Below are 21497 nucleotides of genomic sequence, written 5' to 3'. Positions count from 1 at the left end.
TGAGGTAAGAGTATGAGTGGTATATATTTGATGATGACAATAGCAAAGAGAACTCTCGGAAAGAGACTTCAGGGCCTCTATGAGGAGAACGGCCTGGAGGCTCTGCTCTGCACGCTCGGCAGAGGGACGGCAACCAGTGAGACACTGGACTATTTCGGGCTTGAGGCGACAGAGAAAATCGTGATGATGGCTGTCGCGTCAGAAGAGACGTGGAAGACAGCCAAAAGAGAGCTTGAGGACCAGATTCAGATCGATGTGCCGGGAACAGGTATCGCCTTTGTCATGCCCCTTTCCGGTGTGGGCGGAAAGAAGACCCTGCAGTTTATGATGGACGGCCAGAAGTATGAAAAAGAAGAGGAGAGTGTCATGAAAGAGACAAAATACGAGCTGATTATCGTAATCGCAAACCACGGATACAGTGAGGATGTAATGGAGGCGGCGAGGATGAGCGGCGCAGGCGGCGGAACTGTGATCCACGCGAAGGGGACGGGACTGGAAAAAGCAGAGCGGTTCCTGGGTGTGTCCATTGCAGATGAGAAGGAGATGATCTTTATCGTCTCCAGAAGCGAGGACAAGAGAGGCATTATGAAATCCATCATGGACCATGCCGGTATCCAAAGCCGTGCCCGGGCGGTCGTATTCTCCGTGCCGGTTTCCGATACCGCCGGACTCCGTCTCAGGGAAGTACAGTAGGGGAGCACATGCAGCCGCCGTACCTTTCGGGCGCGCGGCTGCAGAAAATGCGGTACAGGAAAACAGGGTTTAGAAAAAGTTCATTTGTATAACCTGCCCGGCTGTACTATAATGAGGTAAAATGCATTGTAAAGAAGGGAAATACTTATGTCAGAGAATGATTTTATAATACTGGATGAGAGCGACGCACAGGACGGCGGGAAGGATCAGGAAGGTTCGGAGAAAAAAGACGGCGGAAAAGAAGTTGTCTCCTCCGGTCAGAACAGATCCGGGGAAAAGGAAGACGGCTATGAGAAGATCTGTTTTATCTGCCACCGCCCGGAGAGCGTGACAGGCAGGATGATCGACCTGCCGAACAATATTACGGTGTGCCCGGACTGTATGCAGAGGAGCTTTGACGCCATGACAAACGGTTCGGTGGATCTGAACCGGCTGATGAACATACCGGGCGTGCAGTTCCTGAATATGTCCGACCTTGAGAATATGCAGCCCAGGCAGCAGAAGATCAAGAAAAAGAAGGAGAAGCCGAAGGAGTTCCATCAGCTTGACATCCGGAACATTCCGGCTCCCCACAAGATCAAGGCGAGGCTGGACGAGTATGTGGTAGGGCAGGAGTATGCCAAGAAAGCCATGTCTGTGGCGGTTTACAACCACTATAAACGGGTGGCGACAGATACCATGGACGACATTGAGATCGAGAAGTCAAACATGCTGATGATCGGACCTACGGGAAGCGGAAAGACCTACCTTGTGAAAACACTTGCCCGTCTGCTGGACGTGCCCCTTGCGATTACGGATGCAACCTCTCTTACCGAGGCCGGATACATAGGCGATGATATCGAGAGCGTGGTATCCAAGCTACTTGCCGCGGCGGACAACGATGTGGAGAAGGCGGAACAGGGCATTATCTTTATTGACGAGATCGACAAGATTGCCAAAAAGCGCAATTCCAACCAGAGAGATGTCAGCGGCGAGTCTGTGCAGCAGGGAATGCTCAAGCTTCTGGAGGGAAGCGAGGTGGAGGTGCCGGTGGGCGCCAACAGCAAGAATGCCATGGTGCCGCTGACAACGGTGAACACAAAAAATATTCTCTTTATCTGCGGCGGCGCATTTCCGGATCTGGAAGAGATTATCCGGGAGCGCCTGTCGAAGAAAACTTCCATGGGATTTAATGCGGAACTGAAGGACAAGTATGAGCATGACAAGGATATCCTCTCGAAAGTGACGGTGGAAGATCTGAGAAAATTCGGAATGATTCCGGAGTTCCTGGGACGTCTGCCCATCATCTTCACTCTGAAGGGACTGGACAAGGATATGCTTGTGAAGATCCTCAAGGAGCCGAAGAATGCGATTCTCAAACAGTACCAGAAGCTTCTGGCTCTGGATGAGGTGAAACTGGAATTTGACGACGGGGCACTGGAAGCCATCGCGGAGAAAGCCATGGAGAAAGATACCGGCGCCCGCGCGCTGCGCGCCATCATCGAGGAGTTCATGCTGGATATCATGTATGAGATCCCCAAGGATGACAGCATCGGCGCAGTGACTATTACCCGGGAGTATATCGAGGGTACCGGCGGCCCGATTATTGAGCTGCGGGGTCAGGAAGTTCCGCGGTTGGGCGCGGGCAGCCATTAGCATAGAGCTTTACCAGTTCCAGGAGTACGCTGCAGGCGGCCTCCATTCCTTCGGAAGTGATATGCTCATAGGGGCCGTGATATCCGTGACCGCCTGTCCCGAGATTCGGACAGGGGAGCCCTTTGAAACTTAACTGAGCCCCGTCCGTGCCACCGCGGATGGGGAGAATCAGAGGTGTGACGCCACAGCGGCGGCATGCCTCTTCTGCGTTATGGATCAGATGCATACAGCCGGAGATGATCTCGGACATATTGAGGTACTGGTCCGTGAGGGTCAGGGATACTGTTCCCCGGCCGTACTTTTTATTGAGTTCTTTTTCGATTCTGCGAAGCACTTCTTTTCTTTCTGCGAAATGTTCCGCACTGTGATCGCGGATGATATAGCGGATTACAGCTTCTGCCACGTCACCGTGCATATCTGTCAGGTGATAGAATCCCTCATAGCCCTCCGTATCCCGCGGCGTCTCGCCGGCAGGGAGCATGGAGTTGATCTCGGATGCGACAAGAGCGGCATTTACCATAATGTCTTTGGCTGAGCCGGGGTGTACGTTGACACCGCGGATGACAAATTCCGCCTTGCAGGCGTTGAAATTTTCATACTGGATCTCACCTTCTGTGTCTCCGTCCACCGTGTAGGCGAAATCTGCGCCGAATGCCTCCAGATTAAAATGGGACGCGCCCATGCCGATCTCCTCATCCGGAGTAAAGGCAATGGAGACAGGACCGTGGGGGATCTCTTCTTCGAGGATCCGTTCTGCCATGGTCATGATCTCCGCGACTCCGGCTTTGTCGTCCGCTCCGAGAATGGTTGTGCCGTCACCGGTAATCAGTGTCCTCCCTGCAAGGTCCTTCAGGTGTGGGAACATTTCCGGAGACAGAACCCGTCCGCTGTCCCCGAGGGGGAGTTCCCTGCCGTTGTAGTCCTCGTGGATTACAGGTGTAATGCGGTGGTCACAGAAGTCGGATACCGTATCCAGATGGGCGATGAATCCGATCTTCGGGCACTGCTCATATCCGGGAGTGGGCGGTATGTGTGCGTACAGATAACAGTCGGTGTCTACTTTGACATCCGTGATTCCCATGGTGAACAGTTCCCTGTGGAGCTGCCATGCCAGTTCAAACTGGCAGGCGCTGGAGGGGACGGAAGTGCTTTCTTCATCGCTGGGAGTGCGGATGACAACATATTTCAGCAGTCTTTGAGTACAATCCATTGTGAAGGCTCCTTTCTTATATCTGTGAGAATGAATGGTCTGTATATGCCGTTTTTCCGCCGCAGATGGTCATCTTCACTTTCCCGTACAGCTCCCATCCGGTAAAGGGGGAGTTGGAGGAGAGGGAGAGATATTCCGTGGGCGTCCATTTCTCTTCCGGGTCAAAGATTACAAGGTCTGCACTCCTGCCTTCTGCGATCTCGCCAAAGGGAAGACCGTAGAGCCGGGCAGGATTGACCGTCATTTTTTTCAGAAGTTCCTGCATGGTCAGGTGGCCGGGGCGCACCAGGAAGGTGATGCCCAGAGCCAGGGAAGTCTCCAGTCCGATGATGCCGCTAGGGGCGGCGGTGATGGAACGCCCTTTCTCCTCCGCGCTGTGGGGCGCGTGGTCTGTGGCGATGATGTCGATGGTTCCGTCTGCAAGCCCGCGGATAACAGCCTGCCGGTCGGCTTCTGTCCGAAGCGGCGGATTCATCTTCGCCAGGGTGCCGTATTCGAGCACGGCGTCCTCGGTGAGTGTAAAGTGGTGGGGCGTTGCCTCAGCGTGAAGTTTTGCCCCCATCTCTTTGAAGATCCGGACAAGTTCTACGGAGCGGGCGGAGCTGATATGCTGAATGACCACATCCGCCCCGGAGTGCAGGGCGAGCAGGCAGTCCCTTGCCACAAGGGATTCCTCGGCAATGGCCGGGGAACCGTATATGCCGAGCTTTTCCGATACGGGACCGTGATTGATTCCGTTATTTTTTATAAAGGAAGGATCCTCCTCGTGGAGGCTGATGGGGACGTGAAGCCGGGCAGCCTCCTCCATGGCGTGATAGAGAAATGCAGCGCTGCGCAGGGGAATTCCGTCGTCGGTAAAGCCGCAGGCTCCCGCCGCCTTCATGGCCTCCATGTCTGTCAGCTCTTCCCCTTTCAGCCCTTTTGACACGCTTCCCGCCTGGCAGATGCGGATCTTTTCACTTCCGGCGCGGGTGAGAATGTCCTGCAGAACCGGCACGGAATCCACGACAGGGGAGGTGTTCGCCATGCACACAACCGTGGTAAAACCGCCTCTTGCGGCTGCAAGCGCTCCGGTGTGCAGGGTCTCCTTGTAGGTGAAGCCCGGATCCCGGAAATGAACGTGGGTGTCGATCAGACCGGGAGCAATGGTAAGCCCTCCGGCCTCAATGACCGTTTCGTCCGGCGCGGCAGAGATGTTCTCCGCGATTTCCCGGATGATGCCGTCCCGAATGAGAATGTCGGCGCAGCGGGAGGTCCCGGACGCCGGATCTGTGATAAAACCATTCTTTATAATCATAGTGCAACCTCCTGTAAAATGTGTTCCCAGTATAACACGTTTCCTGCCTTTGCGTCTACGGGAAGAACACGCAGAAATGCCGGGAGGGCTGCCGCGTGGATGCAGCTGCCTTCCCGGCAGAAAAATCCGGATTCAGATCTGGCGGTACAGGTGGCGCGGAATACCGTCCACCATGACCGGAGACACGTCTCCCTGGATCAGCGGACGCACGTAGCTGACAAACTCGTCGGTTACATAGGAGCCGTCCTCGTTGACCCACTCGCGGGGAACCAGTTTCTCATCGTTGGCAATCTTGTGGACGTCTTTGACTTCCGTGCCGCTCTGATACGGGTCGTCGGAGAGGCGCTTCAGGACAACCATCTTTCCGGAGTCTCCTTCATCTGCTGCTTTTACAGCGGCGCCTCCCACCTGGTATGCCTCGAGAATATCCACACGGGAAGCACAGTGGGAAGCAGAGCGCTGCAGGGAACTGAGCTCGATGGCACGGGTCTTGCACCCGATCTCCCCTGCTATATAGCTTGCCAGATAATTGGCGGTTCCGGAGAGCTGCTTGTGCCCGAACGCATCCACAAAGTCGATGCTCTGTCCCAGTTCACACACGTAACGCCCGTCTTCCAGACGGATTCCCTCGGAGACTGCCACTACGACCGAGGGCTTTTTCTGCAGCAGTTCACGCACCTTTGCGCCGAAAGATTCGATGTCAAAAGGCAGTTCCGGCAGATAGATCAGATCCGGCCCGGCGCAGTCCTCGCCTTTGGCCAGAGCCGCCGCGCCGGTGAGCCATCCGGCATTTCTGCCCATGATCTCCACGATGGAGACAAGTCCTTTCTCATACTCCAGACAGAAGCTGTCCCGGATGATCTCTTTTACGGAAGTGCCGATATATTTTGCCGCGCTTCCGTATCCCGGAGTGTGGTCCGTGAGCGCCAGGTCGTTGTCGATGGTCTTCGGGCAGCCGATGAAGCGGGTGGGATGTCCGGTGACGATGGCATAGTCGGAAAGCTTCTTGATTGTATCCATGGAATCGTTGCCGCCGATGTAGATAAATGCCTCGATGTTCAGCTTGTCAAGGATTCCGAAGATCTTCTCGTATACTTCCCTGTCCTGGTGGATCTCCGGCAGCTTGAAACGGCAGGAGCCGAGGAAAGCGGCGGGGGTTCTCTTTAACAGTTCGGCGTCAAGTTCGTTCGTGATATACTCGGACAGATCGATGTAGCGCTCCTGCAGAAGGCCCTGAATACCGTGCAGCATACCGTATACTTTCACAGCTCCCCTGTCTTTTGCAGTGCGGTATACACCTGCGAGACTGGAATTGATTGCAGCGGTTGGGCCGCCTGACTGTCCGACGATTACATTTCCTTTCATGTCTGATACCTCCGTTTTGCAAAAATCCGGTCTTCGAAACACGTTCTCTCGAAAACCACTATACTACAAGTTTAGTGCATAATCACTAATTTGTAAATGATAAAATAAAAATAGTGTGCAAAATAACGAAAAATGAATGAAAAACAGAAACCGGAAGAAAAAAATGTTATGATAATACAGGAAAAACCAGGCAGATGGAAACATACTGCCGGAGAGAGAGGTATTCGATGAAAAAATATGATTATCTGATCGTTGGCGCAGGCCTGTACGGGGCTGTTATGGCGTATGAGCTTGGAAAGCAGGGAAAGAGCTGCCTGGTGATCGACAGAAGGGACCACATCGCAGGGAATATTTACTGTGAAGATATCGAGGGGATTCACGTCCATAAATATGGCGCCCATATCTTCCATACTTCGGATAAGAAAATCTGGGATTACATGAACCAGTTTGCGGAGTTCAACAATTATATCAATTCCCCGGTGGCGGTCTACAGGGATGAGCTGTATAATCTTCCTTTTAATATGAATACATTCAGCCGCATGTGGGGGATCAGAACCCCTCAGGAAGCGAAGGAGATCATTGAGCGCCAGCGAAAGGAGACCGGGATCACGGAGCCGAAAAACCTGGAGGAGCAGGCGCTTTACCTGGGAGGCCGTGACATATATGAAAAGCTGATCAAAGGCTATACGGAGAAACAGTGGGGCAGAAAGTGTACGGAGCTTCCGGCATTTATCATCCGCCGTCTGCCTTTCCGGTTTATCTACGACAATAATTACTTTAACGACAGGTATCAGGGAATCCCCATCGGAGGATATACGCCGATTGTTGAGAAGATGCTCGCCGGGGCGGATGTGCGCACGGGTGTGGACTTCTTTGAACTGAGAAAAGAAGAGCCGGATATCGCGGACAAGATCATCTTTACCGGAATGATCGACGAGTATTTCGGATACCGCCTGGGAGCCCTGGAATACCGCAGTGTCCGCTTTGAGACGGAAGTGCTGGACTGCAGCAACTATCAGGGAAATGCAGTTGTAAACTATACGGACAGGGAGGTGCCGTACACCCGCATCATCGAGCACAAGCACTTTGAGTTCGGTACCCAGGAGAAGACCGTGATCTCCAGGGAATACTCCTCCGAGTGGAGCGTTGGCATGGAACCCTACTATCCGGTCAATGACGAGAAGAACAATGCCCTCTATGAAGCATATCGGGAACTTGCCGGTAAGGAGGAAAATGTGATCTTCGGAGGAAGGCTTGGCAGCTACCGGTATTATGATATGGATAAAGTCGTGGCGGCAGCGCTGGAGCAGCTGGAAAAAATGTAAGAGTCGGACATCCGGCGGGGCGGTGGGAGCAGATCCCGAAGCCTGCCGGATGTTTTCACGTCTGCAAATTTATGGTAATTTTACATATGTTTATAAAAATATAATTGATTTTTTCTCTGTATTCGGGTAAGATACAGATACTCTGATCGACATATCAGACTTCGGGTTCTATATTTTATTCAGCATCAGGTTCTGATGATTTCAATATAACTGGTAACATTGCATCATCTGACGGCGGTACGGGGATACGCCGGAGAGAAATATCGCAGCCGGGAAACGACATATGGGAGAAATGTATGAAGTTTTAAGGTTTATCGAGCACGGGAGTCAGTGCAGGCAGAGCATGGACTATGTACAGGGAACGATACTGATCTATTACCTGAGAGACAGCCCGCAGGTGGAGAAGTCTGTCCTTTTCGGGTGGTTCATGCAGATCGGGACAAGCCTGGACCAGTACCGGAGATGCAGAAAGGGGCAGCCCTACCGCTATCTGAATCCTTACAGCATCCTTGTGTCCGAGGAGGGCCGACTGCTTCTGCTGGATCCGGATTCACCGGAGAATGACTTTATCCTGAAAAGGATGCAGCAGAGGGCAGTCCGCGCCCATTTTGTGAAACCAGCCCTGGATGCAGGGCGAAGGGGAACAGGAGGTGATCTGTTCGGATTCGGACGGACGGTGCAGTTTATGCTTGCCTGTACGCATGTGTCTCCGCCTCTGACCAGACGGGAGGAAATGTGTCTGATGCGGTTTATAGACCGCTGTACGGTAAATGAAAAAAAGAGGTATGAAGATGTCAGACAGGCCCTGGATGAACTGCCCGTATTCTCGGAGAGAAGAGCTGCGGTGAAAGGAAAGGGGCGGGTGATCGCGCTTGGAACAGCGGCAGTTCTTCTTCTTTGTGCGGTGTCCTGCGGCATATTTATGGAGGAATACCGCAACGGACAGGCGGAACGGGCAGAGGCGGCGGAAGAGACAGCAGAAGCGAGATCAGAAGAGAGAGCAGAAGCGACAGCGGAAGAACCGGAAATGGCACAGGAAATGCCGGACTTCGTTTCCGGGGAACAGGGGGAGGAAAGGGATCCGGACGGGACAGATCCGGCGGCGCTCCCGGAGCTGGTTCAGGAGACGGCCGCAGCTCTGGATGCTGCCCTTCTGGAAAATACGTCTCAGGGCAATCAGGAGGTTCTTCTGGCGGGAAAAGAACTGGAGCAGAAGACGCTGCGCGCCCTTGCAGCTGCCTATGAGCGGGAAGAGATGGCGGAAAATGCCATCCGGGCGTACCGGAGGCTGATTGAGGTTGAGGACCGGAGCGGGATGATCGAGCAGGCCGGCATCCGCAAGATGGAACTGGAGGCCGCAGCGGGAATGTATGCCCAGGCTGTGCTGACCGGAGAGGAAGTCCTGGAAAGAGTCGGAGAATCACAGACGGTGACGGAACGGATCCAACAGTACCGGGCTTTGGAAAGCGGGGAGGTGCAGACGGATGCGGCGGAGTAGAGAGAGACAGAGTAGAGAGAGACAGAGCAGGGAGCGGAAGAACCGGGAGAGACCAGGCGGCAAAAAATACTTTTTAGTTCCGGCGGTACTGCTGTGTGCGGCTGTTGCCATACTGTACGGGAAGTCTGTGCTGGCGGAGGAAAAGACCGGGGAGCACGGGATGGAACAGACAGATCCGGCAGAACCTGCAGAGACGCAGGTTGAGATTGTCTGCCCGGCGCCGGACGGAAATAACGGCTGGTACCGGAGCAGCCCGGAAGTGACCATCCGGCAGACGGGCAAGGATATTTTTACCGAGTATATGCTGGAGACGCCTTCCGGAAAGAAAATACATGGAGAACTGGGGCGGGAGCCGGCGGAATCCGGGGAGGCGGAAACGCCGGAAGAAACGGATCTGGTATATACTGTGACACTGGACGGCGGGGTCTGGGAGGACGGGGAAAATATTCTTTCCGTCCGCACGGTAAGCAGCGGGGACGGGCAGGTGCTTTCCGGAGAAACAAGAACGATTCTTCTGGACAGGACTCCTCCGTCGGAGGTCTCTTTCTCTTATCCGCCCTCTGCTTCGGAAGCCGGAAAATATTATTCGTCAGAGATTCGGGTCAGAGCAGTGTCCGGGGATGAGGTGTCTGGCGTGGAGAAGATTATCTATGCCCTGGAGAACGGAGAGGGCGGAGAGATCCCGGGGGCATCCGGGGAGATTCCCGTTCGTCCGGGATATAAGGGGAAGATCCGGGCCTGTGCGGTAAACGGAGCAGGAGCAGCAGGAAATGTTACGATATCCGGGCAGATCTGTTGTGAGGATAAAGCGCCTGAGATCAGGATAGAGACATCGGGCGGTTTTGACATATGGCATCAGGAGACGCCGAAGATCAAAGTATTTGTAAAGGATTCGGAGGAAGATTACGGATTCGCCTCCGGGCTTCGTTCCCTGACCTGTTATGCAGGAGAAGAGAGCGCAGGAAGAAAGAGCTGGGATGACGGTGACAGGTGCGTGCTTTCGGGAAGTATGGAATTTCAGATCGACCGGAGTTCAGTGCAGGGCAGCCCCGTAATGATTACCGTGCATGCGGCAGACCGGGCAGGAAATACTGCAGTGAAGACAGAGAAGATTTATATTGACCGGGCAGCTCCGGTGCTTGAAGTCTCTGGAATCCATGACAGGATGATTACGGCCAGTCAGGCCGCAGCACTGATTGCGGCGGAAGATGAAAATCTTCTGGAACTCTGCACGGTAACAGTGATGCACACGAATGTAAATGGAGAAACGTCAGAGTATATCCAAAACGGTGAAGTGGTCTGGAAAAAGAGCGGAGAGGGACAGCTGGCGGAAGTAAAATTTACGGAGGACGGGATTTATGAATGTGTCTTTGCGGCGGCGGATGCGGCCGGACACCGCACGGAAAAGAAAATAACCTTTACAATCGACAGCCGGAGCCCGGTGATCCGCTATGTCGGGCAGCAGAACGGCGCGTATATCCCGTTCTTTCAGTGGAATTACAGCATTGAGGAGATGATCGGGGACTTTACGGAATATACCTGCCGGATGACTATGGACGGGAGAATCTATCTTTCGGGGACGAGGATCACGGAAGAAGGAAAGCACCTGCTGGAAGTTCAGGCAGAGGATGCGGCAGGAAATACATCGTCCTCCATGGCCATCTTTACGATTGACAATACCCCTCCGAAGATACAGTACAGCGGCGCCGCAGAAGGAGAGACGTATGAAGAAAAAGTGGAGCTGAATGTATGGGTGGACGGGGAACGGGAACGTCTGACTGGACTTGTCATTGACGGGAGCGCACAGAGGCTGAGTCCTGACAGCAGAATCTTTCAGACGGAGATCCGCGGATACGGTTCCCATCTGGTGGAAGTACAGGCAGAGGATGATGCCGGAAACCGGACAGAGGAACAGATCCGGTTTGAAATTACAAAAAAGCAGAGCTTTATCTCAGGCATCATACATACGGAAAACGGATCAGGCTCAGACGCATCCGGAAAGAATGCGGAAGAGAAAACAGGGAACGACAGGGCGGATGAGAGTACGGTTCCGGTTGGAAAAACGGCCTTGATACTGTGCTGCGCGGCGGCAGCGGCTGCGGGAGGAGCTGCGGTTTGGAGGAGAAAAAAGAAGAAAACCCCATAAAAAGGGAGGATGCCGGGTGACCGATCGGCTCGGTCCCCGGCATGTATTATGAAAAAGTTTATTCAAAATAACTTCTTAGCGTCTTATTTATTTGCTTTTTTTGTTTGTTTTTATTTGTTTTCCTTTGATGGTTATAGTATATGTTAGAGAAATGAAGAAAGAATGATAAGAAAATGAAAGATTTTTAAATGATAAATGAACAAAATATGAACGGGACTTTCCTTTACAAGATGCGGCGGATGCTTTATAATACTTGGCAGGCAGAATAATGTAAAAAGGGGAGCTTGCGGTAAAGCAGGCTGAGAGTAAGCTGTATGCTTAGACCCGGAACCTGATTTGGATAATGCCAACGTAGGGACATATTTGCGGAAAATATCCGTGGGAAGATGGCGGTTTTCTATCGTCTGTCTGTTCCCGGATCCGGTCAGGGTTCCCGATGGCGGGAACCTTTTTTTATTTCGCAGGATGTGCTCCCGCACAGAAGGGAGAAATGAAAAATGAGAAACTATGCAACACAGATGGAAGCAGCAAGAAAAGGAATTGTGACGCCGGAACTGGAAAAGGTGGCGGCTAAGGAGCAGATGACAGTGGAAGAACTGATGCCTCTGGTGGCAGCGGGAAAGGTGGTGATCTGTGCGAACAGGAACCACACCTGTCTTGATCCGGAGGGCGTGGGGAGTATGCTGCGCACGAAGATTAATGTGAACCTGGGGGTCTCCAGAGACTGCAAGGACTATGATGTGGAGATGGCGAAGGTGATGGAGGCGGTCAACATGGGCGCGCACGCGATCATGGATCTTTCCTCCCACGGGGATACGATTCCGTTCCGGAGAAAACTGACCCATGAATGTCCGGCGATGATCGGTACGGTCCCGGTGTATGACTCTGTGATTCACTATCAGAGAGACCTGGACACGCTTTCCGCGAAAGATTTTATCGATGTGATCCGGCTCCATGCGGAGGACGGAGTGGATTTCGTGACACTGCACTGCGGAATTACGCGAAAGACCATTGATCAGATCCGCAATCACAAGAGGAAGATGAATATTGTATCCAGAGGCGGCTCCCTTGTGTTTGCCTGGATGTGCATGACCGGGGAGGAGAATCCGTTCTATGAATATTATGACGAGATTCTGGATATCTGCCGAGAGTATGACGTGACCATATCTCTTGGCGATGCGTGCCGTCCGGGATGTCTGGCGGATGCCACGGATGTGTGTCAGATCGAGGAGCTGGTGCGCCTCGGAGAGCTGACAAAGCGTGCCTGGGAGAAGGATGTGCAGGTGATGGTGGAAGGACCGGGACATATGCCTATGGATCAGATCGCGGCAAATATGAAAGTACAGCAGAGTATCTGCGGGGGAGCACCCTTCTATGTGCTAGGGCCTCTGGTGACGGATATTGCACCGGGCTACGACCATATCACATCTGCAATCGGCGGCGCCATTGCGGCGGCTTCCGGAGCGGCGTTCCTCTGCTATGTGACCCCGGCGGAGCACCTGGCGCTTCCGAATCTGGAGGATGTAAAGCAGGGGATCATCGCATCCAAGATTGCCGCCCATGCGGCTGATATTGCCAAAGGCGTAAAAGGCGCCCGGGAGATCGACGACAGGATGGCGGAGGCAAGAAGAAATCTGGACTGGGAGGCGCAGTGGGCGTGCGCGATTGATCCGGAGACAGCGAAGAGAATCCGTGATGAGCGCAAGCCGGAACACGACGATACCTGTTCCATGTGCGGAAAATTCTGTGCGGTCCGGAGCATGAACAAGGCCCTGGCAGGGGAACATATCGATATTCTGTAACACAGGAAGCGCCATATCTAACATTTTTGCAACATACGGAAAAAGAGATGGAAACCTTTGGGCAAAACGGGGTATAATAGCCGTATAAATGCTGTATATCACATTGCAGCCGTCCATGCCTGCAGGGGCGTACTGCAGGCACGGACGCGAAGCAGCGGGAAAGGAAAAAACAGGTGCTCCGTATGAAGATACTGATTGTGGAAGATGATCTGGCGCTTGCCCGGGAACTGGAGTTCCTCTGCAGGAAGTGGGGCTTTGAGGCCCGGAGTGTGGAGAATTTCCGGAACGTGCAGAAGGAGTTCTCCGACTCCCGGGCAGATCTGGTCCTGATGGATATCAACCTGCCTTTTTATGACGGGTTCTACTGGTGCGGGAAGATCCGGGAGCTGTCCAACGTCCCGGTGCTGTTCCTTTCGAGCAGGGATCAGAATGCGGACAAGATTATGGGGATGGCAGCGGGAGGGGACGACTATGTGGAGAAACCTTTTGACACAGAGCTCCTTCTTGTAAAAATCCGCTCCATGCTCAGACGGGCGTATGAGTATACGGAAAATGAGAAGACGTATCTTGCAGACAACCTGTATTATGAAAACGGAACGGTATACGGGGCGGACAGCCAGGGAGCGGACTGCGAGAGGGAACTGACCCGTTCGGAGAATAAGATCATGTCGGTGCTGATTGCCTCAAAGGGCTGTGTGGTGACAAGGGAACAGCTTATGCAGGCGCTTTGGAATACGGATGAGTTTGTCACGGACGCCTCCCTGACCGTACTGGTTTCAAGACTGAGGAACAAACTGCACGAGATCTCGGGCGGACGGGAAGTGATCTTTACAAAAAAAGGAATGGGGTATTATCTGAAATGAAAGAATATTTGCGGGAAAAGTGGAGGATGCTTCTGGCAGGGCTGCTTTTTCCGCTTTTCTTTACGGTGTATTTTCTCTATCTGTGCAGCTCGGCTGTCTATTATCAGGACGTCCTCTATATGGATGCCCTTTACCTGGCGGCATATGCCATGCTGGTCAGAGGCGATCGGATCCGGTTTAGAGAAGAGTCGGAAAAGAGACAGGAGATGCAGGCGGCTCTGGAATCCGGAAAAGAAGAGATCCGCATGCTGCGGGAGGAGATGCAGGAGCAGAATGATTATGTCTCCAAATGGGTCCACGAGGCGAAGGTGCCGCTTGCAGCCCTGGAGCTGATGAACGGGCGGAACCCGGACGGGGATCTGCAGAAGGGAATGAGACAGGAGACAGAGCGGATCCGCGGACTTCTCCGGACCATGCTCATGTACGGAAAGATGGGAAGCATGGAAAATGATGTGCAGTACGGTGCGGTCAGGCTGGAGGATGCGGTGAGGGAAGTGGTGAAGGGACAGTCCTATTTTCTGATCCGGGAGAATTTCAACGTGAGGATGGAACTGGGGGACTGCACCGTATACACGGACCGGAGATGGCTTGTCTATATTCTGGACCAGATTGCGGCAAATGCGGTGAAATACAGAAAGTCCCGGGAAGAGTACGGGGAGCAGGACGGCCCGGAAATCTGTTTTCGTGCAGAGCGGATTTCTCCGGATGAGACTCTGCTTGTGGTGGAGGACAACGGCAGGGGAGTGGCTGAGGCGGAGCTGCCCTGGCTCTTTGACAGAGGATACACCGGAGGAAATCTGAGAAACGGAGATTACCGGTCCACGGGAATGGGACTGTATTTTGCCGGAAAGGCGGCGAAGAGCCTGGGTATCCGGATTGAGGCTGACTCGGAAGAAGGAAAATGGACAAGATTCACTCTGAGTTTTTGGAACAACAGCTCCTTTTCCTCACAAAAATGTTAGAATCCGTCCCGGATTGTCAGGAGAGCGTAAGGATTTATGAGATTCCTTCTGATACGATGAAGAGGTAAAGGAGGAGTTCTATATGGAAAGAAATATTACAGACAGAAAGATACTGGAGATCAGAAATCTGACGAAAGGATTCGGGAGCCGGGGCGGATATGAGACCCGTGTGATCAAGGGAATCAGCATGGATATTTTCCCGGGCGACTTCATTGCCGTGATGGGTCCCAGCGGGGCGGGGAAGACAACCCTTCTGAATCTGCTCTCCACTCTGGACAAACCGGATGGAGGGCAGATCCTTCTGGACGGTGAGAATCTGGAAAAAGTGGGGAACAAAAGACTCTCGGAGATCCGCAGGGATAAGATCGGCTTCATTTTTCAGGAGTATAATCTTCTGGACAACATGTCTCTGGAGGACAATATCGCCCTGCCCCTGTCCCTGAACGGCGTGAAAAGTACAGAAGTGAGGCGCAGGGTGCAGAAGATGGCAGCTGTGTTCGGGCTTACAGAACATCTGAAAAAATATCCCTACCAGCTCTCCGGCGGCCAGAAGCAGCGCGGGGCAGGCGCCCGGGCCCTTGTTACGGAGCCGGAGATTCTCTTCGCAGACGAGCCCACCGGAGCCCTCGATTCCCGCTCGAGCCGGGATCTTCTCGTCAGCCTGGAGTCAGCCAACCGGTCCGGAAATGCGACAATCCTTATGGTTACCCATGACGCATATGCGGCGAGCTATGCGAAACAGGTCTATTTTCTGGCAGACGGCCAGATCCGCTGCCGGCTTGTGAAGAAAGAGGAGAGAAAGGCATTTTACGAGCGGATACTGGACCTTCAGATTTCCATGGGAGGTGAGCAGGAATGAGCCTTTTAAAGCTTTCCTTTTCCAACTTCCGCAGAAGCGTGAGGGAGTACGGGGTGCTTGTGCTTTCTCTGGCATTTTCCGTATTTATCTTTTTTAACTTTCAGAATGTGATCTACTCGGACGCTCTGGATGTCCTGCGCAGTATGCGCAAAGAAATGATCGATGCAGTTGTGCAGGCGGCTTCGGTTGTGTTTGGCGTATTTCTGCTGTTCTTCACCTGGTATGCCACCAATGTCTTTCTGGGACAGCGCAAAAAGGAGATCGGCATCTATATCTTTATGGGGCTTGACAATGCCCGGATCGGGAAAATGTATGCCATTGAGACGTTCCTGACCGGGGCCGCGGCCTGGATTGCGGGGCTGGCGGCCGGAGTCGGTTTTTCCAAGCTGTTTCAGATGATTCTGCTGAAAATGTCAGAGATCAGTGTGGATATCCGGTTTTCCTTCAGTCTCACGCCGGTGCTGGTCACAACGGCAGTGTTCTGGCTGATCTACGGTTTCATGATTATAAAGGGGTATGTTTCTATTGTCAGGAGCAGCGTGCTCGCTCTTCTGACCGGCGCCCGGAAAAAGGAAAAAGAGACGAAGTCCGGAGCGGTTTCCGCGGTGAAGACGGTTCTTGGCGTTATTGCCCTGGCCGCCGGATACTGGTGTGCCCTTGAGACGGGGGAGATCTCGTCTTTCCTGTATGCCGTGGCGGCAGTCGTCCTGGTGATTGCGGGAATCTACCTGGCTTATGACGGGGTAATTCCTTTTGCTGTGCGGAAAATGTGCGAAAATAAGAAATTTCTGTATAAGAAGGAACGGACTCTGTGGGTGAACAGCCTCTCCTTCCGCATCCGGAAAAACTACCGCATGTATGCTATGGTCACGGTGCTGATGACGGCGTCCGTTACCGTGCTCGGAGCCGCGATCGCCCTGAACCAGCGCTACGACAGGATCGTCCGTTTCCAGGAAACCTATTCCTATCAGGTGGTGAGCTACGGACCGGAGCTTGACCGGGAGGAGATCGTCCGGGGAATCGAGGAAAACGGTGCAAATGAAGTGGAATATTCTTCCGAGGCCCGTGTGCTTATCCTTCCCAACGAAGTATTCCATGCGGAAAAGTATGCAAATGCGGCGTATGGGGTTGTGTCAGAGTCTCAGATTAAGGCGGTTGCAGAAGAGACAGGACTGGAGTGGAACCATCCGGATCTGGAGAAAGGGCAGGTCATTGATCTGGATCATGTGATTCTCATGAGTATGGCGACGGATAATACAGAAGTGACGATTGGAGATGCGGCATATGAGATTGCAGGAAAGGATGAGACCGCTTATCTGGGAGATGTTCAGTGGTCAATGTCATTCTATGTCCTCCGGGATGAGGATTATGAGAAGTATCGGCCGGACGGGGCGGAGATGCTGCTCTATAATTTCAAGGTGAAGGATATCGACGCCTCCGCAGATTATATCCGGTCTCTTGCACAGCAGACGGAGGACGGCGCATATATCGTGGGAACTAATATCATTTATCCCGAAAAAGGTGAGGATGCCTATATCCGTGTGACCTATTCCCTGTGCGTATTCCTGTTTGTGACACTGATCCTGGCGGCGGGAAGCATCATTTTCCTGAAAGTGGGCAATGACGCCGCCGAGGACCGGCAGCGTTATGTGATCCTGAAAAAAATCGGTATACCGGAGAAGACCCTGCAGAAATCGGCAAAACAGGAGATCCGGTTCACCTACTACTGTCCCTTTGTCTTTATGACGGTAAGTTCTGTCTTTGCGATCCGGGCGCTGGGTAATGTGATGCGGGAAGATCTCTGGAAGGTAAATGTGGTCAGCACGCTGTTTATTCTGGCAGTATTCACCGTGATCTACCTTATTTCTCTGACGGGATACAGGAATAAGGCGATCGGGAAAGAAAAATAGGGGACAAAACGGAAAAAAGATCAGAAATGTTTTGAAAAGTCTGTCCCGGTATGCTATCCTAAGGGCGTGACGGCAGGGAAAGAGGGCGGGCTGCCCGGACAGAATTCCGGCAGTGCCCGTCCGTGATGCCGGAAGGAGGGAAATATGACCAGGGAAGAATTTTTGCGGCGCCTGGAAGAAGCGCTAAGAGGAACTTTAAGCCCCGGGGCGGTTCAGGAGAATCTTAACTATTATAATCAGTATATTCTGGATGAGATACACAGGGGAAAGACGGAAGAGGAAGTTCTTGAGGCTCTGGGGGATCCCTGGGCCATCGCCCGGACGATTATCGATGCCAGCGACGGAACCGACTCGTCGGTGGTATACGACGGCGTTTATGAAGATGCATATACACAGCGTTCAGGCGGAACACAGGGAACCGGCGGGCAAGGGCAGGAGCGGCAGGGAAATAATGCGTTCCATGTATTCGGATTCGATACCTGGTGGAAGAAATTCCTTCTCGTTCTGTGTATTCTTCTGTTCTTTGTGGTGGTGATTGCCGTGGCGATGGGAATTTTCCGGCTTCTGGCGCCTCTTGTGATACCTGTAGTGGTGATTCTTATTGTGATCCGGCTCATCAGCGGGAACAGACGGGGCGGTCCGCGGTAGACGGACTGCCCTTCTGTGCATCTTCTGCGCATTTGCGAGGGAAAATAAAGAGCAAAAGCTGTTAAAAGAAAAAAGTAAAAGACCGATGGGGGAGCCATCGGTCTTTTGAGGGGAGTATAAATAATTAATAAGGGGTTGTAGAAAGTAACCTCTCTACACAAGATAGTATAATATATCAAATTGGAAAAAGCAAGCAAAAAATAAAAAATAGTAAAGAAAAGTTTGTGTAAATGTGTGAATAAAAAAGCCGGGAGTAAGACACAATAACACTGTACCAAAAAAACAGGAGGGAAATTACTCATGGCAAAGAATTACAGCAACACAAACAATTCAAACAGAAACGCAAACAAGAATATGAACAACAGCTCCTACTCATCCCGTGCAGACGAGCAGGGCAAAAACAAAAACTCCAGTAAGAACAGTACTTCAAACAGCAAAAACTGCGGAAAAAATATGGACGCTTACGACGAGTCTGACCGCTATTAGTCTGCCGGAACACATTTCTCCCGGGAAAAAGTTCCGCGCATGACAAAGAGGAGAACTGTAAATGGGTGCAGAGTGAAGTTTGAACTTTACTCTGCACTTTTTTTAGTGTAATATGGATACAGACAGAAATTAAGGGGACGAATGGTATTTATGGAAAAGACAGAGTGGATTGCACCCTGCCATTTCGGTCTGGAATCTGTGCTGAAAAGAGAGATCCAGGACCTGGGGTATGAGATTGTGCAGGTAGAAGACGGAAGAGTGACGTTTCGCGGAGGCATGGAAGCCGGCTGCAGAGCCAATGTCTTTCTGCGTACTGCGGAGAGAATACTCCTGAAAGTGGGAAGTTTTCGTGCAGTGACGTTTGAGGAACTCTTCGAGCGGACGAAGGCGATTCCGTGGGAAGATTATATTCCGAAAGACGGAAAGTTCTGGGTGGCGAAGGCAGCGTCGGTGAAAAGCCGTCTGTTCAGCCCTTCGGACATTCAGTCTATCATGAAGAAGGCCATGGTGGAGCGCCTTAAGGGCGTTTATCACATGCAGTGGTTTGAAGAGAGCGGAGCCTCCTATCCGCTCCGGGTATTTCTGAAGAAAGATACCGTTACGGTGGGGCTCGATACCACCGGTGTCTCCCTTCACAAGAGGGGATACCGTCCGGCGGCGGGAAAGGCTCCGATTGCCGAGAATCTGGCGGCTGCGCTGATTATGCTGACTCCATGGAAGAAGGACCGGATACTGGTGGATCCTTTCTGCGGGAGCGGTACATTTCCCATAGAGGCGGCAATGATGGCGGCAAATATTGCGCCGGGGATGAACCGGAACTTTACGGCGGAGAACTGGACGAATCTGATGGACAGGAAGCTGTGGTACAGCGCTGTTGACGAAGCGCAGGATCTGATTGACGACCGGGTTGAGACGGATATCCAGGGATATGACATCGACGGGGATGTCATCAGGACGGCGCGCAGGAATGCACAGGAGGCAGGGGTGGATCATCTGATTCATTTTCAGCAGAGAGCGGTGAAGGATCTGAGCCATCCGAAGAAATACGGCTTTATCATCACTAACCCTCCCTATGGGGAGAGACTGGAGGAGAAGGAGGCGCTTCCCCGGCTCTACAGGGAGTTCGGAGAGAGTTTCCGGAGGCTTGACTCCTGGTCTGCCTATATGATTACCAGTTACGAAGAAGCGGAGCGGTATTTCGGGCGGAAGGCCGACAAAAACAGAAAGATATACAATGGGATGCTGAAGACGTATTTCTACCAGTTTTCAGGCCCCAGACCGCCGAGACAGAAGAAGACAGAAGGTACAGAGAAATGAAAAGAAGAATTATATTTGCTACAGGAAATGAAAATAAAATGAAAGAGATCCGCATGATCCTGGCTGATCTGGGGATGGAGATCCTTTCCATGAAAGAAGCGGGAGTGGATGTGGAGATCGTGGAAGACGGAATGAGCTTTGAGGAGAACGCGGAGATCAAGGCAAGAGCCGTGTCCAGAGTCCTGACAAGCGATATCGTGCTTGCCGATGATTCCGGGCTTGAGATTGATTATCTGGACAAGGCGCCGGGAATCTATTCCGCCAGGTTTGCAGGGGAGGATACCTCCTATGATGTGAAAAACCGCATATTCCTCGACCGTCTGGAGGGCGTGCCGGATGAGGAACGGACTGCCAGATTCGTCTGTGCGGTGGCGGCAGTGTTCCCGGATGGAACCGCGTCTACCGTCAGGGAGACTATTGAGGGCAGGATCGCCCATGAGATTGCAGGGGAGAACGGGTTCGGTTACGATCCGATTTTCTACGTGCCGGAATACGGATGCACGACTGCGGAGATGAGCCCGGAGCAGAAGAATCTGCTGAGTCACAGGGGAAAGGCGCTCCGCGCAATGAAGAAGATACTGGAGGAGAAACTCAGAGAGGAAGAGTTATGAGAGTATTGATTGTCAGCGATACCCACGGACGGCATACGGCTCTTGACCGGGCCCTGGAAGCTGCGGGGGAGATCGACATGTTCGTTCATCTCGGCGATGTTGAGGGCGGCGAAGGCTATCTGAATGCAGTGGTTGACTGTGAGAAGCATATTGTGAGGGGCAACAATGATTTTTTCTCCGACCTGCCGAGGGAGGAAGAGTTCTATATTGGAAAATACCGGGTGTTTATTACCCACGGTCATGCCTATTATGTCTCTCTTGATCCGGAATATGTCAGGGAGGAAGGAAAGGCGAGAAAGGCGGACATCGTCATGTTCGGCCATACCCATCGGCCCTTTTTCGAAGAAAAAGACGGGATTACCGTGCTCAATCCGGGCAGCCTGTCGTTCCCGCGCCAGGAAGGCAGAAAAGGCAGTTATATGATCATGGAGATCGACGGGGAAGGTATGGCAAAATTCGAACAGAAGTATCTGTAAAATAAGGAAAATCGGGGAAAAAATAAAAATATAAAAAAGTTGTTGACAAGTGGAGAATGCTGTAATATAATATACCTTGCGCTACGGGTTAGACAGGAAAACGTAGGAGCGATATTCCGGGGTGTGGCTCAGCTTGGCTAGAGCGCCTGGTTTGGGACCAGGAGGTCGCAGGTTCGAATCCTGTCACCCCGATAATGTGCGGGTGTAGTTCAATGGTAGAACACCAGCCTTCCAAGCTGGATACGTGAGTTCGATTCTCATCACCCGCTTTCCTGCAGGATATTGCAGGGATGCCTTGGAAGCAGGGCTTTTTGATACGAGTCTGTAGCTCAGCTGGATAGAGCAACGGCCTTCTAAGCCGTAGGTCGTGGGTTCGAATCCCCCCAGGCTCGTT

Annotated in this window: 18 protein-coding genes, 3 tRNA genes and 1 riboswitch; of the genes, 18 read left to right on the top strand and 3 right to left on the bottom strand. The window is 52.6% G+C overall.

What is annotated here, in order from left to right:
* Window positions 1-12 precede the first annotated feature (12 nt).
* Entirely contained in the window at window positions 13-693 is a 681-nt protein-coding gene (locus B5F07_RS05720; protein WP_087160309.1) for a P-II family nitrogen regulator, read from the top strand.
* Window positions 694-840: 147 nt separating this feature from the next.
* Window positions 841-2328 carry an ATP-dependent Clp protease ATP-binding subunit ClpX gene (gene clpX / locus B5F07_RS05715; protein ID WP_087160308.1) on the top strand — a complete coding sequence of 496 codons (1488 nt, stop codon included), beginning with the start codon at window positions 841-843 and terminating at the stop codon, window positions 2326-2328.
* Here clpX and pepT read toward each other — a convergent pair.
* The 3 genes from pepT to B5F07_RS05700 form a co-directional block, all read right to left on the bottom strand.
* Window positions 2276-3538: a peptidase T gene (gene pepT, locus B5F07_RS05710; protein ID WP_087160307.1), complete on the bottom strand. Its 1263-nt coding sequence runs from the start codon at window positions 3536-3538 to the stop codon at window positions 2276-2278. The genes clpX and pepT overlap by 53 nt on opposite strands.
* 16 nt (window positions 3539-3554) lie before the next feature.
* Window positions 3555-4835 (bottom strand): dihydroorotase, encoded by a 1281-nt coding sequence (locus B5F07_RS05705; RefSeq protein WP_087160306.1) that lies wholly within the window; start codon window positions 4833-4835, stop codon window positions 3555-3557.
* A gap of 132 nt (window positions 4836-4967) precedes the next feature.
* Entirely contained in the window at window positions 4968-6200 is a 1233-nt protein-coding gene (locus B5F07_RS05700; RefSeq protein WP_087160305.1) for a 6-phosphofructokinase, read from the bottom strand.
* 227 nt (window positions 6201-6427) lie between these two features.
* Between B5F07_RS05700 and glf the strand changes: the two genes are divergently transcribed.
* The 16 genes from glf to B5F07_RS05620 all read left to right on the top strand — a co-directional run bounded on the left by glf (window position 6428) and on the right by B5F07_RS05620 (window position 21495).
* Complete coding sequence (gene glf, locus B5F07_RS05695) at window positions 6428-7525, top strand: UDP-galactopyranose mutase (protein ID WP_087160364.1); 1098 nt, start codon at window positions 6428-6430, stop codon at window positions 7523-7525.
* Window positions 7526-7808: 283 nt separating this feature from the next.
* Window positions 7809-9023: a hypothetical protein gene (locus tag B5F07_RS05690; protein WP_087160304.1), complete on the top strand. Its 1215-nt coding sequence runs from the start codon at window positions 7809-7811 to the stop codon at window positions 9021-9023.
* Window positions 9010-11169 carry a hypothetical protein gene (locus tag B5F07_RS05685; RefSeq protein ID WP_087160303.1) on the top strand — a complete coding sequence of 720 codons (2160 nt, stop codon included), beginning with the start codon at window positions 9010-9012 and terminating at the stop codon, window positions 11167-11169. Before B5F07_RS05690 ends, B5F07_RS05685 begins: the two co-directional genes overlap by 14 nt.
* 266 nt (window positions 11170-11435) lie before the next feature.
* A riboswitch (TPP riboswitch) is annotated at window positions 11436-11545 on the top strand.
* A 121-nt stretch (window positions 11546-11666) separates the two neighbouring features.
* The gene (thiC, locus tag B5F07_RS05680) at window positions 11667-12971 is read left to right on the top strand and encodes a phosphomethylpyrimidine synthase ThiC (protein ID WP_087160302.1); all 1305 of its coding nucleotides are present in this window, start codon (window positions 11667-11669) and stop codon (window positions 12969-12971) included.
* Between the two features lie 182 nt (window positions 12972-13153).
* Complete coding sequence (locus tag B5F07_RS05675) at window positions 13154-13834, top strand: DNA-binding response regulator (protein WP_087160363.1); 681 nt, start codon at window positions 13154-13156, stop codon at window positions 13832-13834.
* Window positions 13831-14796 carry a sensor histidine kinase gene (locus tag B5F07_RS05670; RefSeq protein ID WP_087160301.1) on the top strand — a complete coding sequence of 322 codons (966 nt, stop codon included), beginning with the start codon at window positions 13831-13833 and terminating at the stop codon, window positions 14794-14796. The genes B5F07_RS05675 and B5F07_RS05670 overlap by 4 nt, the downstream gene beginning before the upstream one ends.
* Before the next feature lie 82 nt (window positions 14797-14878).
* The gene (locus tag B5F07_RS05665) at window positions 14879-15655 is read left to right on the top strand and encodes an ABC transporter ATP-binding protein (protein ID WP_087160300.1); all 777 of its coding nucleotides are present in this window, start codon (window positions 14879-14881) and stop codon (window positions 15653-15655) included.
* Window positions 15652-17565: an ABC transporter permease gene (locus B5F07_RS05660; RefSeq protein ID WP_087160299.1), complete on the top strand. Its 1914-nt coding sequence runs from the start codon at window positions 15652-15654 to the stop codon at window positions 17563-17565. The genes B5F07_RS05665 and B5F07_RS05660 overlap by 4 nt, the downstream gene beginning before the upstream one ends.
* A gap of 144 nt (window positions 17566-17709) precedes the next feature.
* Window positions 17710-18213: a DUF1700 domain-containing protein gene (locus tag B5F07_RS05655; protein WP_087160298.1), complete on the top strand. Its 504-nt coding sequence runs from the start codon at window positions 17710-17712 to the stop codon at window positions 18211-18213.
* Between the two features lie 300 nt (window positions 18214-18513).
* Window positions 18514-18699, top strand: a complete 186-nt coding sequence (locus B5F07_RS05650; RefSeq protein WP_087160297.1) for a hypothetical protein — start codon at window positions 18514-18516, stop codon at window positions 18697-18699.
* Between the two features lie 150 nt (window positions 18700-18849).
* The gene (locus B5F07_RS05645; protein WP_087160362.1) at window positions 18850-20016 is read left to right on the top strand and encodes a THUMP domain-containing class I SAM-dependent RNA methyltransferase; all 1167 of its coding nucleotides are present in this window, start codon (window positions 18850-18852) and stop codon (window positions 20014-20016) included.
* Window positions 20013-20627: an XTP/dITP diphosphatase gene (locus tag B5F07_RS05640; protein WP_087160296.1), complete on the top strand. Its 615-nt coding sequence runs from the start codon at window positions 20013-20015 to the stop codon at window positions 20625-20627. The genes B5F07_RS05645 and B5F07_RS05640 overlap by 4 nt, the downstream gene beginning before the upstream one ends.
* Window positions 20624-21103 carry a metallophosphoesterase family protein gene (locus tag B5F07_RS05635; RefSeq protein WP_087160295.1) on the top strand — a complete coding sequence of 160 codons (480 nt, stop codon included), beginning with the start codon at window positions 20624-20626 and terminating at the stop codon, window positions 21101-21103. Before B5F07_RS05640 ends, B5F07_RS05635 begins: the two co-directional genes overlap by 4 nt.
* A 117-nt stretch (window positions 21104-21220) precedes the next feature.
* Window positions 21221-21295 (top strand) — tRNA-Pro (locus tag B5F07_RS05630).
* Window positions 21296-21301: 6 nt separating this feature from the next.
* Window positions 21302-21372 (top strand) — tRNA-Gly (locus B5F07_RS05625).
* Window positions 21373-21421: 49 nt separating this feature from the next.
* Window positions 21422-21495: transfer RNA gene (locus B5F07_RS05620), tRNA-Arg, on the top strand.
* The last annotated feature ends 2 nt before the right edge of the window (window positions 21496-21497 follow it).

Origin of the sequence: Lachnoclostridium sp. An169, from assembly GCF_002160525.1 — a bacterium.
In the GTDB taxonomy this organism is placed as follows: Bacteria; Bacillota; Clostridia; order Lachnospirales; family Lachnospiraceae; genus Mediterraneibacter; species Mediterraneibacter cottocaccae.
Note: the sequence above shows the minus strand (reverse complement) of the source record. Positions and strands in the feature narration are given on the sequence as shown.